Source organism: Rhizobium rhizoryzae (assembly GCF_011046895.1).
Classification (GTDB): Bacteria; Pseudomonadota; Alphaproteobacteria; order Rhizobiales; family Rhizobiaceae; genus Neorhizobium; species Neorhizobium rhizoryzae.
Genome location: NZ_CP049250.1, coordinates 211,469 through 223,734 on the forward strand (window position 1 = coordinate 211,469; position 12,266 = coordinate 223,734).

Below are 12,266 nucleotides of genomic sequence, written 5' to 3' on the forward strand. Positions count from 1 at the left end.
TCCCGATGCGCGCCAACTTTCGCATGCAAAGACTCTTCGTTTCCTCTGCCATTTCGGCTGGCGCCGAACTGGAGGCCACGTCCGATCAGTACAATTATCTCGTCAACGTGCTGCGCATGCAGGCCGATGACGACGTGCTGATCTTCGATGGTGCACATGGCGAATGGCGTGCCAAGCTGGTTCTTCCCAGCCGCAAGAAACTGCTGTTGGCGCCTGTGGAGCAGACGCGGCCCCAGACACCGCTGCCGGATCTTCATTATCTTTTCGCACCATTGAAGGTGGGGAGGCTGGACTATCTGGTGCAGAAGGCCGTCGAGATGGGCGCAGGCCTGCTTCAGCCGGTCATGACACAGCATGTCCAGGGCAAGATCACCAATCTGGATCGTTTGCAGGCCAATGTCGTGGAAGCCGCAGAGCAATGCGGAATTCTTTCCGTGCCGGAGGTTTGCGCGCCTGTTCGCCTGCGCGATCTGCTGGAAACCTGGCCGAAGGACCGCCGCATCATCTATTGCGATGAGGGCGAGGAAAGCCAGAACCCCCTGCCCGTCCTTTCCGGAATTTCCGAACGCAAGCTGGCACTGCTCGTGGGTCCGGAAGGCGGCTTTTCCGAGGAGGAGCGCCAATGGCTTCGCACCCTCCCCTACGTCACCGCAATTCCGCTTGGTCCGCGAATCTTGCGGGCGGATACGGCAGCCGTTGCAGCGCTTGCCGTGGTTCAGGCTGCAATTGGTGATTGGTCATCCAGCGCATATTCAATCTGACTTGCAAAAGAAATTCACTTGCACCGATCAAAGATCCGGTTCAAGCAGCCATCATCGGAATCCCATCCGCAATTTCATTGAACAAGGTCTCCCATGGCCCGTGACACTACCGATAGCACACCGCTGACCTCTACGGCTGAACTGGCCGACTATCTGGCAAAGGGCTGCAAGCCGGAAAGCGATTTCCGGATCGGCACCGAGCATGAAAAGTTTGCGTTCTTCCGGGCGGATAACAGTCCCGTTCCGTATTTCGGTGATCGCAGCATTTCCGCCCTGCTGAAAGGCATGCAGGAAAAGCTAGGCTGGGAACCGATCATGGATGGCGACAACATCATCGGCCTGGGCGAGCAGTCCGGCATGGGCGCCATATCAATCGAACCGGGCGGGCAGTTCGAACTCTCTGGTGCGCCGCTTGAGACCCTGCATCAGACCTGTCGTGAATCCAACCAGCACCTTGCTGTCCTGCGCGAGATAGCGGAGCCGATGGGCATCCGCTTCCTCGGTATCGGCGGAAGCCCGAAGTGGACGCTGGCCGAGACGCCACGCATGCCGAAATCCCGCTACGACATCATGACGCGCTACATGCCGAAAGTGGGACGTCATGGCCTGGACATGATGTATCGCACCTGCACCATCCAGGTGAACCTGGACTTCTCTTCCGAGGCCGACATGGCGCGGAAGATGAAGCTTTCGCTGCAGCTGCAATCGCTTGCCACAGCCCTGTTTGCATCCTCACCCTTCACGGAAGGCAAGCCGAACCGGTTGCAAAGCTGGCGCGGCGAGATCTGGCGCGATACCGACAATGCGCGCTCCGGCCTGCTGCCCAAGGCTCTCGGCGATGGCTTCACCTTCGAAGACTATGTGGAATGGGCGCTGGATGTGCCGATGTATTTCATCGTGCGCGACGGTCGCTATCATGATTGCACCCACGTGACCTTCCGCCAGTTCATGAATGGCGCCCTGAAAGGCGAGGTCACGGACTGGCAACCCAATATGGGCGACTGGACCAACCACCTTTCGACATTGTTCCCGGATGTGCGGCTGAAGCGCTACCTGGAAATGCGCGGTGCCGATGGTGGCCCATGGCGTCGCATTTGCGCGCTTCCCGCCTTCTGGGTCGGTTTGCTGTACGATGACACCGCCATGGCGGCTGCCGAGGACGTGACCGCCGGCTGGAACTTCGAGGCGGTGCAGGCGCTTCGCGATGCGGTTCCGGCAGCGGGCCTTCAGGCCGAGATTGCCGGACATCCGCTGATGGAGACGGCACGAGAGATCGTACGAATTTCAACCGATGGCCTGAAGCGGCGTGCTCGCCTGAACGGCGATGGTCAGGATGAAAGCATCTTCCTGCAGCCGCTTGAAGAAATTCTGGCGAAGAAACGTGTTCTTGCGGAAGAACTGCTCGTTCTCTTCAACGGACGCTGGAATGGATCGGTCGACCCGGTTTTCGACGAATACCAGTACTGACCATAAGCGTTTGACGATGGGTTCTTGACGATCAGGGAGGGGCCTTGCCCCTTCCGCTTTCTCTCTGAATTGTCTCCGAAAACCGCTGCAGACTTTGCGGGATGCGCTATAGTGCGTTCATAAGCACAATCCAGAGAGGAGCCACAGAATGCTGCCGCTGTTCGATATGATCATGAGAGCGCAGAACGGTGCAGCCATGGATGCCATGGCCAAACAGTTCAATCTGGCGCAGGAACAGACGGCGCAGGCCATGGCGGCACTGCTGCCTGCCTTCTCCTCCGGTTTCAAACGGTCGAGTGCCAATCCCTACGATATGAGCTCTCTGATGAGCGCCATGTATTCGGGGAATTACGGCAAGTATTTCGAGGATGTGAGCAAGGCCTTTACTCCACAGGGCATGATGGATGGCAATGCCGTGCTGGAGAAGCTCTTCGGTTCCAAGGAAGTTTCCCGGGCCGTGGCACAGCAGGCCGCGCAACTGACCGGTATCGGGCAGGATGTCTTGAAGCAGATGATGCCTGCCATGGCAGACACGTTGATGGGCGGCCTGTTCAAGCAGATGAGCGGCCAGATGACGCCGAACAATGCCTTCTCCCCGGACGCCATGACCCGTATGAGCGAGCAATGGCTACAGGCAATCGGTTTTCAGCCGAAGCCCAAGCCGCAAGCTGACCCCTTCTCTCTGGATAATCCGATGTTTCAGGCTGTGCGCAGCTTCTGGGGACTGGACAAGCAGCAGGAACAGAAAGCGCAGACGACCGGAAATCCCTTCCTCGACAACCCTTTCGCCAAAGCGTTTCAGGACATGATGACCGGCGGATTGCAATCCAAGCCAGCCGAGGAAGCCGCACAGCCGAAGCCACAGGCAGAAGCACCCAAGCCGGATAGCGAAGCTTTCCGTTCGATGCTGAATTCCATGTTCGATACAGGAGTTGAGGTTCAGAAAGCCTACCAGAAGAATATGGAAGCCCTGATAGAAGGCTATCGGCGCGGTGCAACTGCAGAGCCGAGCAAGAGCGACGGCTGAGTCAGATCGATACCACGTTCCATAGCATAAAAAGGCCCGGCAGGTGGGCATACCGGCCGGGCAAGGGGCAGGGGTATTGGCGTACCCTGCGGGGAAAACTCAAATTGGAGCATTCCGAACAGACGGGAGGTGGATCATCTGATCCGGAATGCCTGGGTGGCGGGGCAAGCCACCTGAAGTTCAAACTCAGCCTGTCGAAAGGCTCGTCACCTTGCGGCTGAAAATTTGCCACGCTGACGGGGAGCGGGCGGCAAGAGCGTGAACGGATCCTGCAACAGGCTCGTCTTTTCAAGCGCATGGTCGACATCACGACGATTCAAACCGATGTCTCGCAAATGGACTTCGTCAAGCTCTGCGATGGCTGCCAGTGCCTGTCGATTGCGCAGACCGTTCAATACGGATTTGACCCAGGACACAGCCGTGGCAAAAAAGCGTGTTTCGGTTTTGCCAGCCGTAGCCATTGCAGGGGTAAAGGTCCGGTCGGTCGTGCGCATGGGAATATCCTTTCGATTCGGCACGAGGGAGCACGCTCCTGCACGGTCGTACAGGAGTGACAGCGTCTTGCGGCGTTGGAGGTCAATGTCGCTTTGCTATGATGCAGTTATCGCCGAATTCATATTGATCAGTCCAACGAATGTTTCTAATGATTAACATCAGAGAACCTGATGGATAAAGCCGATGTCAGCACCTTTGGATATAGACCAGCTGCATACCTTCGTCGCAATTGTCGACGCGGGCAGTTTCACGAAGGCGGCCGACCGTGTCTTCAAGACGCAAAGTGCGGTTTCCATGCAGATGCGACGCCTGGAAGAGCGCGTCGGCAAGCAGCTCTTCACCAAGGATGGACGAGGCAACCGCCTCACCGCCGAAGGTGAGAAGCTTCTGAACTATGCGCGCCGCATCATTCGCCTCAACAACGAAGCTATTGCTGCATTTGACGACAACCGTCTTGAAGGCACCTTGCGCATCGGTACGCCGGATGACTACGCCGATCGCTATATGCCGGAAATCATCGGACGTTTTGCCAAGACCCATCCGAATGTCGAGCTCTACATCGTCTGCGAGCCTTCCGTCGATCTGGCCGAGAAGATGGCTAGGGGCGAACTGGACATTGCGCTCGTGACCCATAATCCACGTGCGCGCCAATCGGATGTCGTGCGGACCGAGCCGCTTTGCTGGGTGGCATCGGCCAATCATCCGTTGCGGGACAGCGCGCCCGTGCCACTGGCTGTTGGACGGCGTGATTGCAATTGGCGACAACTCGCCTGCTCGGCGCTGGATGCGGATGGGCGCGATTATCAGATCCTGTTCACAAGCTGGTCTTCGACTGTCGTCGCTGCCGCTGTACTGGCAGGCATGGCAGTTTCGGTGCTGCCGGAATCGGCCCTTCGCCCTGGCATGAAGGTTCTGACGCAGGCGGATGGCTTTCCTCCCCTGCCCCCGGTCCAGATCGGATTGATGAAACGCCCCGGTCTCTCGACCTCGCTGATGACGGCGATCACGGATCACATCACCGCATGCCTCGACAATATCTCGTCGACGGTGGCTGCCGATGAGGTGGATGGCGCGGAAATCAAGCCCTTTGGCCGGAGCGGAACACGCTTGCGCAGCATACCGATGATGCCCGGCTGGTAACCGGGCACCATGAGCAGCGATCAGGCCAGATACTTCTTGAAGAAGGCTGTCGTGCGGCTCCAGGCCAGATCGGCTGCCGCCTTGTCGTAGCGGGCGGCTGAGGAATCATTGTTGAAGGCGTGGTTGACGCCGTCATAGATGAAGATCTCGAATGTCTTGCCGTTATCCGTCAGTGCGTTCTTGTAGGCGTCGATCCCGGCATTGATCCGTTCATCGAGACCGGCATAATGCAGCAGGAGCGGTGCCTTGATGGCAGGAACATCGGCTGCCGGTGCCTGCGCGCCATAATAGGCGACGCCTGCGTTCAACTCCGGTGATTTGGTGGCCATGCGATTGACCAGGCCGCCTCCCCAGCAGAAACCGACCGCACCCACCTTGCCATTGGCGCCCTGACGCTTGGCGAGAAATGCTCGTGTGGCCTCACCATTGGCAACGGTCTGGGCCATGTCGAGCGTGCTGAACATCTCGCGGGCCTTGTCCTCATTAGACGGCGTGCCGCCCTGCGGAGACAGGAAATCCGGCGCAAGTGCCACGAAGCCATCGACAGCGACGCGGCGGGCGACATCACGAATATGCTCGTTCAAGCCGCGATTTTCATGGATGACAATGACAGATCCCAATGGGCCGGAAGCGGATTTCGGCGTGACGAGATAGCCCTTCATCTCACCCGAGGCACCGGGATAGGTGACATCCTGACCGGCAACACGGCTATCATCCGCAGCCACCATGGCGGCCTGCGCGCTGTTTGCCGCGAGCATGGGAGCGATGGTTGCCGCGGCTGCGCCAGATCCTGCAAGGACCGTCAACCTTTCCATGAACTTCCGACGGTCGAGACTGAGATGGGTGTATTCATCGTAGGCGTCGATCATGGCCTGCGTGATGTTCGGCTTGCCCGTTTCTTCGGTCACTGCTCTTCCTCCGTTTTGTCGTAATGCGAAGAAGATGGAACAAGTCGAGCGACCAGACAGCCGCTCATTATTGTCTTCGCATACACTTCTACGTGAGCATCAGGTTGTTAGATCCAGAACAATGCGTCCGTCGATCTTGCCCGCCTCCATGCGGTGGAAGATGACGTTGATGTTTTCGATCCGGTCCCAGGAGAAATGCGAGGCGACCTTGCCTTCGCCCGCGAACATCAGGCTTTCCTCCAGATCCTGCCGTGTGCCGACGATCGATCCGCGCACGGTGATTCGCTTCAGCACAGTATCGAACACAGGCAGGGATATGAAGCCCGGCGGCAGCCCGACGAGCGACATGGTGCCCTTGGAGCGCAGGAAACCATAGGCCTGCTCCATGGCCTTGGGCGAGACGGCTGTTACCAATGCGCCGTGAACGCCACCTGTTGCCTTCTGAACCTGCGCGATGGCATCGGCATCCTTGCCGTTGACGGTCAGATCGGCGCCGAAGGTTTTGGCCAGCGCCAGCTTGTCGTCGAAAATGTCCGCAGCAACAACATGCATTCCCATGGCCTTGGCATATTGAACGGCCAGATGGCCCAGCCCGCCGATGCCCGAGATGACCACCCATTCCCCCGGCCTGACTTCCGTTTCCTTGAGACCCTTGTAGACAGTCACGCCCGCACACAGGATCGGGGCTGCCGGTCCGAATTCGAGATTGTCCGGCAGCTTTCCAACAAAGGCGGGATCGGCCAGGCCATATTGTGCGAAAGTACCGTTGACCGAATAGCCGGTATTCTGCTGCGAGCCGCACAATGTTTCCCATCCCGTGCGGCAGGGCGAGCAGCAACCGCATGCCGTGTGCAGCCACGGAACGCCCACACGATCGCCCTCTTTCACGGATTTCACGCCGGCACCGAGCTTGGCCACGAAGCCCACGCCCTCATGGCCGGGAATAAAGGGAGGGTTCGGCTTGACCGGCCAATCGCCATTAGCAGCATGGAGATCCGTATGGCACACGCCTGTCGCCATGTACTGCACGAGAATCTGGCCCGGCCGCGGCTCCGGAACTGCCACTTCCTCGATTGCAAGCGGCTGCCCGAAGGCACGCACGACGGCAGCTTTCATTGTCTCAGCCATGATCAAACTCCATCTCAAAACGAAAAGGTCCGGGCTGTCGAATTGCCCGGACCTTGTCTAGATGAGATTGAGCATCGGCTTATTGATCTGCCTCAACTCCGCGGGTGTGTGCCCGTTGTCAGGTCAGCACCATCCAGATGGCGAGCCAGATCCACATGATCAGCAGCGCACCAAAGCCCACGATGAAGGCTGGTCTGCGATGGGCAATACGGTTCGTGGAAATGTGGATATAGCTATGCACGTAGCGGGAAATGACGAAGAGCCAGGCGAGCAGGACCGTGCCGATATTATCCGCATTGACAATGTAGATCGCTATGCAGGCAACATGGAAGAAGATCGGCAGTTCGAACTGGTTCTTCAGGTTGTTATGCACAAACAGGCTGTCTTCCGGCTCGCTCAGGTTCTGGCGGAACTGGGACACTGTTGCCCGCCCACCTTTGACTGCCGCAACGCGCCTGCGTGACAGAAGCACGTAGAGCACGAAGACAAGCACGACATGGGCAAACATCGGCCAGATCATGGATTGATCCGAAATCATTCACATTCCTTTCCAGGCATTCCCGCAATACGTGGCCGCTTCCGGTGCCTATCCTTATTGACGTCGAAGACGGAGCGTCTCTGTGCCAGAGCCATCTTCGCCGGATACGGTCCAGACGCCTTCCAGCACACCATTACCCTTTACCTCGTAGACCACCAGGCCAACATCCTTGCCAAGGATATAGGAGGCAGCAAACGCGTTCTCGTAGAGCATGCAGATGCCTGTGGACGATGTCGAACCTGTTTTCCATTCGATCGAGCAGGTTGTTTCGCTGGTCAGCTTGATGCGGGCCGTACCCTGATACTTGCTGCCGTCCAGATTGGTTCCACGCACATCGTAAGTACCGGCCTCGACGGTCTGGCCGAACACCGGAAAGGCCGGAAGAGCGGCCAGAACTGCAACTGCAATAAGTCTTTTCATCGTATTCCCCTGATCCCCTGAAGCCCCGTGCGATGAATGGGGCGGCATCAGAATAATCAGGGCGTTGCGGCTGGCAATGGCGCCTGCCGCAACGATGCAATTTTATTTATCAGCCGCCGTTTCCGGGATAGTTCGGGCTTTCGCGCGTGATGGTCACGCCATGTGGATGGCTTTCCCTAAGGCCCGCGCCGGAGATTCGCACGAAGGTCGCCTTTTCCTGGAAGTCCTTGATGTCCTTGCCGCCAACATAACCCATGGCCGCCTTCAGGCCGCCTGCAAGCTGGTGAAGCACGGCCGAAACCGGGCCCTTGTAGGGAACCTGACCTTCGATGCCTTCCGGCACGAGCTTCAGCGTATCGCGCACTTCCGCCTGGAAATAGCGGTCTGCCGAACCGCGCGCCATGGCACCAACGGACCCCATGCCGCGATAGGCCTTGAAGGAACGACCCTGGTAGAGATAGACCTCGCCCGGGCTTTCGTCCGTTCCGGCCAGCAGCGAGCCGACCATGACGGCAGATGCACCGGCGGCAATGGCCTTTGCCACGTCGCCGGAGAATTTCAGGCCACCATCGGCGATAACCGGAATGTCGTGCTTGTTGGCTTCCTCGACAGCCGCCATGACCGCTGCGAGCTGGGGTACGCCGACGCCTGCGACAACGCGCGTGGTGCAGATCGAACCGGGACCGATACCGACCTTCACGCAATCGGCGCCGGAATCGATGAGCGCGCGCGTCCCCTCGCCCGTTGCCACATTGCCCGCAATGATGCGGATGGCATTCGACATCTTCTTGACGTGTGCGACGGCGTCGAGAACCTTCTGGCTATGTCCATGCGCCGTATCGACGACGATCACGTCGCAACCCGCCTCGATCAGGCGTTCGGCACGCTCGACACCGTCGTCACCGGTCGAAATTGCAGCGGCAACGCGAAGACGACCCTGCGCATCCTTGGCCGCATGCGGGTTCAGCTGCGACTTTTCAATGTCCTTGACGGTGATCAGGCCGATGCAGCGCCCGTCATTGTCGACGACGAGCAGCTTCTCGATGCGGTGGGAATGAAGCAGGCGCTTGGCTTCCTGCTGGTCTACGCCATCCTTGACCGTCACGAGGTTTTCGCGGGTCATCAGCTCGTAGATCTTCTGGTTCGGATTGGAGGCAAAGCGAACGTCACGGTTGGTCAGGATACCCACAAGCCGGCCGGGACGACCGCCGTTCTCGACCACCGGAATGCCGGAAATGCCGTGAGCCTTCATCAGAGAGAGAGCTTCGGCCAGCGTGGCATCCGGACCGATGGTGACCGGATTGACGACCATGCCGCTCTCGAACTTCTTGACCTGGCGTACTTCCTCGGCCTGCTGGACAGGGGTCAGATTGCGATGAATGACGCCGATGCCACCGGCCTGTGCCATGGCGATTGCCAGACGGCTTTCCGTGACCGTATCCATGGCTGACGACAGGATCGGAAGCGACAGATCGATATCGCGGGCAATGCGCGTGGCTATATTCGTCTGTCCGGGCATGACTTCGGAATGACCCGGCTGCAGCAGCACGTCGTCGAAAGTCAGCGCTTCGGCGCCCGTTGCGGATTCAATGATTCGAGCCATGGCCAATTTCCTTACAATATAGGAAGCCCGTCCCGGCGGGAGGTACCGGAAGCGTTCTTCAGGAATGGGAAGTTGGCGAGGGCTGGTAACACGGTTATGACAGGATGGGAATAGCAAAAAGCGGGGCTTCTTCCGATACCCCGCCTTCAGATCCATCAAAACTGGCTGCTATCAGATGTCGAACTGGTAGCTCTTCGGCACGAAGCGGTAGCCGGTATCCTTCTTTTCCACGAAGCCGACCGCCGGGAACGGCATATGGTAGCCAAGGAAGGCGACCTTGTCGGTCGCCAGCATATCGAACACCTTCTTGCGGGTTGCGGCGGCTGCGGCCTTGTCCATGTCGAAGCGGACTTCCCATTCCGGCTTCTGAAGCGACAGCACATAGTGGTTTGCCGTATCTGCCGTCAGGATCAGGCGCTTGCCCGCGGATTCGACGTTGTAGATCATGTGGCCTGGCGAATGACCGAAGGCTGCCATGCCGGTGATGCCGGAGGTTACGGATGCATTGTCACCGACGAACTTCGTCTTCTCCGCCAGCGGCTTGACGTTTGCCAGAACACCCTTCTGGCCGCCTTCTGCCGGCGTGCCCGCCCGGGCAGGATTGGTCCAGAAGTCATATTCTGCCTGGCCCGCGATGTAGCGCGCATTGGCAAAGGCCGGCTTTCCATCTTCCATCAGGCCGCCAATGTGATCACCATGCATGTGCGTGATCACGACGACCGTCACGTCTTCCGGCTTGTAGCCAACGGCCTTGATGCCTTCCAGCAGTCGGCCTGTGCCCTGTGCACGTCCGCCCTGACCAAGCCCGGTGTCGAACAGCACGACATCGCTTCCGGTATCGATCATCACCGGGGCGAAGGAATTCACGAACTGGTCCTTCGGCAGGAAGTTCTCTGCCAGCAGAGCGCCGACAGCATCCGCGCTTTGATTGGTGCCGAAGGTCTCATTCGGTTTGCCGGAGGGCCGTGCCCCATCCTTCAGAACAAATACCTTGAAGTCTCCCAGCTTGAAGCTGTGTGTCTCCGGCGGAAATTGTGTCGTCATGCTTTTATCCGTCGATGCTTGAGGAGCGGTCTGCGCGAAGGCGCGACCTGAAATGATTGCCGGCGCCGCCAGAATGCCTGCCCCCGTTGCGCCCAGAAGTGCGCGCCGCCCAAATGTCCATCCTGCCATCTATCCCTCCAAACTGTGCAATGATCGCGGATCGTCGTGATTGCGCGACCGGACCGAGAGATAATGGAGGTATTGATAATGAAAACTCCGCTCACGTAGACGTGAAAATGCTCACAGTCGCGTGAAAGCACTGGCGAGGCGATGGCGAGGGGCGTAGTGAGTGACACAATCTTTATTGAGCGTGACCGCATGAACCGCATCGTACCGCTGATCCTCGCCGTAGCCCTGTTCATGGAGCACATGGACTCCACCGTCATTTCGACGGCCTTGCCGGCCATCGCGATGGATCTCGGCGTCAGCCCGATCACGCTCAAGCTGGCGCTGACATCCTACATGGTGTCGCTGGCGGTCTTCATTCCGATCAGCGGCTGGATGGCGGACAAGTTCGGCGCGAAGAATATTTTTCGCTTGGCCATCGGCGTTTTCGTCATCGGCTCGATTATGTGTGCCATTTCCTCGTCCGTCTTCAGCTTCGTCGTGTCACGCTTCCTGCAAGGCATGGGCGGCGCGATGATGACACCCATCGGTCGCCTCGTTCTGCTCAGAACGACGGACCGTAAGGATCTGGTATCGGCCATGTCGCTGCTGACCATTCCGGCACTGGTCGGCCCGCTGACCGGCCCGCCGATCGGTGGTTTCATCACCACCTATTTCACCTGGCACTGGATCTTCATCATCAATGTACCGATCGGGATCATCGGTATCTGGCTGTCTTCCGTGCATCTTCCGGAGATTCCTGCGCGTGGAGCGCCACCTCTGGACAGGATCGGCTTCGTTCTGACCGCCGTTGCAGCGGCAGGCCTGGTGTTCGGGCTATCTGTCGTCAGCCTTCCAGCTCTGCCGCCGGCGATCGGCATCGGTACGACGCTGCTGGGGTTGCTCTGCGGAGGGCTTTACATCCTGCATTCGCGGCGTCACCCGAACCCGATCCTGAAACTGGAGATCTTTCGCAACACGGCCTTCCGGGCTGCGACCACCAGCGGTTCGCTTTTTCGCATAGCAACCGGCGCCGTGCCGTTTCTCATGCCGTTGATGTTGCAGTTGAGCTTCGGAATGACCCCTTTCCAATCGGGCCTCACCACTTTTGCCGGGGCCGCTGGCGCGCTGACAGTCAAGTTTGTTGCAAAACGTGCCTTTGCCGCTATCGGGTTCAGAACGGCACTCATGAGCGCCAGCGTCGCAGGCGCGGCAATGACGGCCGTGAATGCGCTGTTTGACGCAAACACCCCGCCGCTCATCATCACGTTTTTCCTGTTCGCATCGGGCCTTGCGCGGTCGCTGTTCTTCACGGGCGCAAATGCTCTGAGCTATTCGGACATCGGGGATGACGAGGCGAGCCAGGCAACCTCCATCAGTTCCGTCATGCAACAGGTCAGCCTGGCGCTTGGCGTTGCCTTTGCAGCGCTTGTGCTGGAGACCTCTTCCTACATCTCAGGAACGCATCTGCAACTGGCGGATTTCCATCTGGCATTCCTGATCGTTTCAGCGATCTCGCTCTGCTCGATCATCCCGATCCTCTCGCTACCGCGCCATGCAGGCGCAAGCGTCTCCGGCCATCGCATCAGAACCGCCGATCAGGCAGAGGCACCGGGCGAATAGACCGCTG

The 12,266-nt window shown here is 58.8% G+C and carries 12 protein-coding genes; 5 read left to right on the forward strand and 7 right to left on the reverse strand.

Going from position 1 to position 12,266, the window contains the following annotated elements; translation table 11 throughout:
• Nucleotides 1–5 precede the first annotated feature (5 nt).
• The 3 genes from G6N80_RS07335 to G6N80_RS07345 all read left to right on the forward strand — a co-directional run bounded on the left by G6N80_RS07335 (nucleotide 6) and on the right by G6N80_RS07345 (nucleotide 3,255).
• Complete coding sequence (locus G6N80_RS07335) at nucleotides 6–761, forward strand: 16S rRNA (uracil(1498)-N(3))-methyltransferase (protein ID WP_062553139.1); 756 nt, start codon at nucleotides 6–8, stop codon at nucleotides 759–761.
• Nucleotides 762–854: 93 nt separating this feature from the next.
• Complete coding sequence (locus G6N80_RS07340; protein ID WP_165132684.1) at nucleotides 855–2,228, forward strand: glutamate--cysteine ligase; 1,374 nt, start codon at nucleotides 855–857, stop codon at nucleotides 2,226–2,228.
• A gap of 148 nt (nucleotides 2,229–2,376) precedes the next feature.
• Nucleotides 2,377–3,255 (forward strand): DUF937 domain-containing protein, encoded by an 879-nt coding sequence (locus tag G6N80_RS07345; protein ID WP_062553141.1) that lies wholly within the window; start codon nucleotides 2,377–2,379, stop codon nucleotides 3,253–3,255.
• Between the two features lie 206 nt (nucleotides 3,256–3,461).
• Here the strand turns inward: G6N80_RS07345 and G6N80_RS07350 are convergent, their stop codons facing one another.
• Nucleotides 3,462–3,749, reverse strand: coding sequence for a DUF1127 domain-containing protein (locus tag G6N80_RS07350; RefSeq protein ID WP_165132687.1), 288 nt, complete (start codon nucleotides 3,747–3,749; stop codon nucleotides 3,462–3,464).
• A 184-nt stretch (nucleotides 3,750–3,933) separates the two neighbouring features.
• On the opposite strand from G6N80_RS07350, the gene G6N80_RS07355 reads away from it, so the two are divergent.
• Nucleotides 3,934–4,890, forward strand: coding sequence for a LysR substrate-binding domain-containing protein (locus tag G6N80_RS07355; RefSeq protein ID WP_137135621.1), 957 nt, complete (start codon nucleotides 3,934–3,936; stop codon nucleotides 4,888–4,890).
• A gap of 20 nt (nucleotides 4,891–4,910) precedes the next feature.
• On the opposite strand, the gene G6N80_RS07360 is transcribed toward G6N80_RS07355, so the two are convergent.
• The 6 genes from G6N80_RS07360 to G6N80_RS07385 all read right to left on the reverse strand — a co-directional run bounded on the left by G6N80_RS07360 (nucleotide 4,911) and on the right by G6N80_RS07385 (nucleotide 10,660).
• Entirely contained in the window at nucleotides 4,911–5,759 is an 849-nt protein-coding gene (locus tag G6N80_RS07360; RefSeq protein ID WP_165136945.1) for a dienelactone hydrolase family protein, read from the reverse strand.
• 138 nt (nucleotides 5,760–5,897) lie between these two features.
• On the reverse strand, nucleotides 5,898–6,926 hold the full coding sequence (adhP, locus tag G6N80_RS07365; RefSeq protein WP_165132690.1) for an alcohol dehydrogenase AdhP: 1,029 nt from the start codon (nucleotides 6,924–6,926) through the stop codon (nucleotides 5,898–5,900).
• 118 nt (nucleotides 6,927–7,044) lie between these two features.
• Nucleotides 7,045–7,464, reverse strand: a complete 420-nt coding sequence (locus G6N80_RS07370) for an MAPEG family protein (RefSeq protein ID WP_062553144.1) — start codon at nucleotides 7,462–7,464, stop codon at nucleotides 7,045–7,047.
• Between the two features lie 54 nt (nucleotides 7,465–7,518).
• Nucleotides 7,519–7,884: a hypothetical protein gene (locus G6N80_RS07375; protein ID WP_165132693.1), complete on the reverse strand. Its 366-nt coding sequence runs from the start codon at nucleotides 7,882–7,884 to the stop codon at nucleotides 7,519–7,521.
• A 109-nt stretch (nucleotides 7,885–7,993) separates the two neighbouring features.
• Entirely contained in the window at nucleotides 7,994–9,487 is a 1,494-nt protein-coding gene (guaB, locus tag G6N80_RS07380; protein WP_062553146.1) for an IMP dehydrogenase, read from the reverse strand.
• 171 nt (nucleotides 9,488–9,658) lie between these two features.
• Nucleotides 9,659–10,660: an MBL fold metallo-hydrolase gene (locus G6N80_RS07385; RefSeq protein ID WP_165132696.1), complete on the reverse strand. Its 1,002-nt coding sequence runs from the start codon at nucleotides 10,658–10,660 to the stop codon at nucleotides 9,659–9,661.
• 189 nt (nucleotides 10,661–10,849) lie between these two features.
• Between G6N80_RS07385 and G6N80_RS07390 the strand changes: the two genes are divergently transcribed.
• A complete protein-coding gene (locus tag G6N80_RS07390; protein WP_165136948.1) occupies nucleotides 10,850–12,259 on the forward strand; it encodes an MFS transporter in 1,410 nt (469 codons plus the stop codon).
• Nucleotides 12,260–12,266: the final 7 nt, after the last annotated feature.

Bases quoted from the DNA above. Each gene is read 5' to 3' on its own strand.
- G6N80_RS07335 (WP_062553139.1), top strand. From the start codon at position 6: ATGCGCGCCAACTTTCGCATGCAAAGACTCTTCGTTTCCTCTGCCATT.
- G6N80_RS07340 (WP_165132684.1), top strand. From the start codon at position 855: ATGGCCCGTGACACTACCGATAGCACACCGCTGACCTCTACGGCTGAA.
- G6N80_RS07345 (WP_062553141.1), top strand. From the start codon at position 2,377: ATGCTGCCGCTGTTCGATATGATCATGAGAGCGCAGAACGGTGCAGCC.
- G6N80_RS07350 (WP_165132687.1), bottom strand. From the start codon at position 3,749: ATGCGCACGACCGACCGGACCTTTACCCCTGCAATGGCTACGGCTGGC.
- G6N80_RS07355 (WP_137135621.1), top strand. From the start codon at position 3,934: ATGTCAGCACCTTTGGATATAGACCAGCTGCATACCTTCGTCGCAATT.
- G6N80_RS07360 (WP_165136945.1), bottom strand. From the start codon at position 5,759: ATGATCGACGCCTACGATGAATACACCCATCTCAGTCTCGACCGTCGG.
- adhP (WP_165132690.1), bottom strand. From the start codon at position 6,926: ATGGCTGAGACAATGAAAGCTGCCGTCGTGCGTGCCTTCGGGCAGCCG.
- G6N80_RS07370 (WP_062553144.1), bottom strand. From the start codon at position 7,464: ATGATTTCGGATCAATCCATGATCTGGCCGATGTTTGCCCATGTCGTG.
- G6N80_RS07375 (WP_165132693.1), bottom strand. From the start codon at position 7,884: ATGAAAAGACTTATTGCAGTTGCAGTTCTGGCCGCTCTTCCGGCCTTT.
- guaB (WP_062553146.1), bottom strand. From the start codon at position 9,487: ATGGCTCGAATCATTGAATCCGCAACGGGCGCCGAAGCGCTGACTTTC.
- G6N80_RS07385 (WP_165132696.1), bottom strand. From the start codon at position 10,660: ATGGCAGGATGGACATTTGGGCGGCGCGCACTTCTGGGCGCAACGGGG.
- G6N80_RS07390 (WP_165136948.1), top strand. From the start codon at position 10,850: ATGAACCGCATCGTACCGCTGATCCTCGCCGTAGCCCTGTTCATGGAG.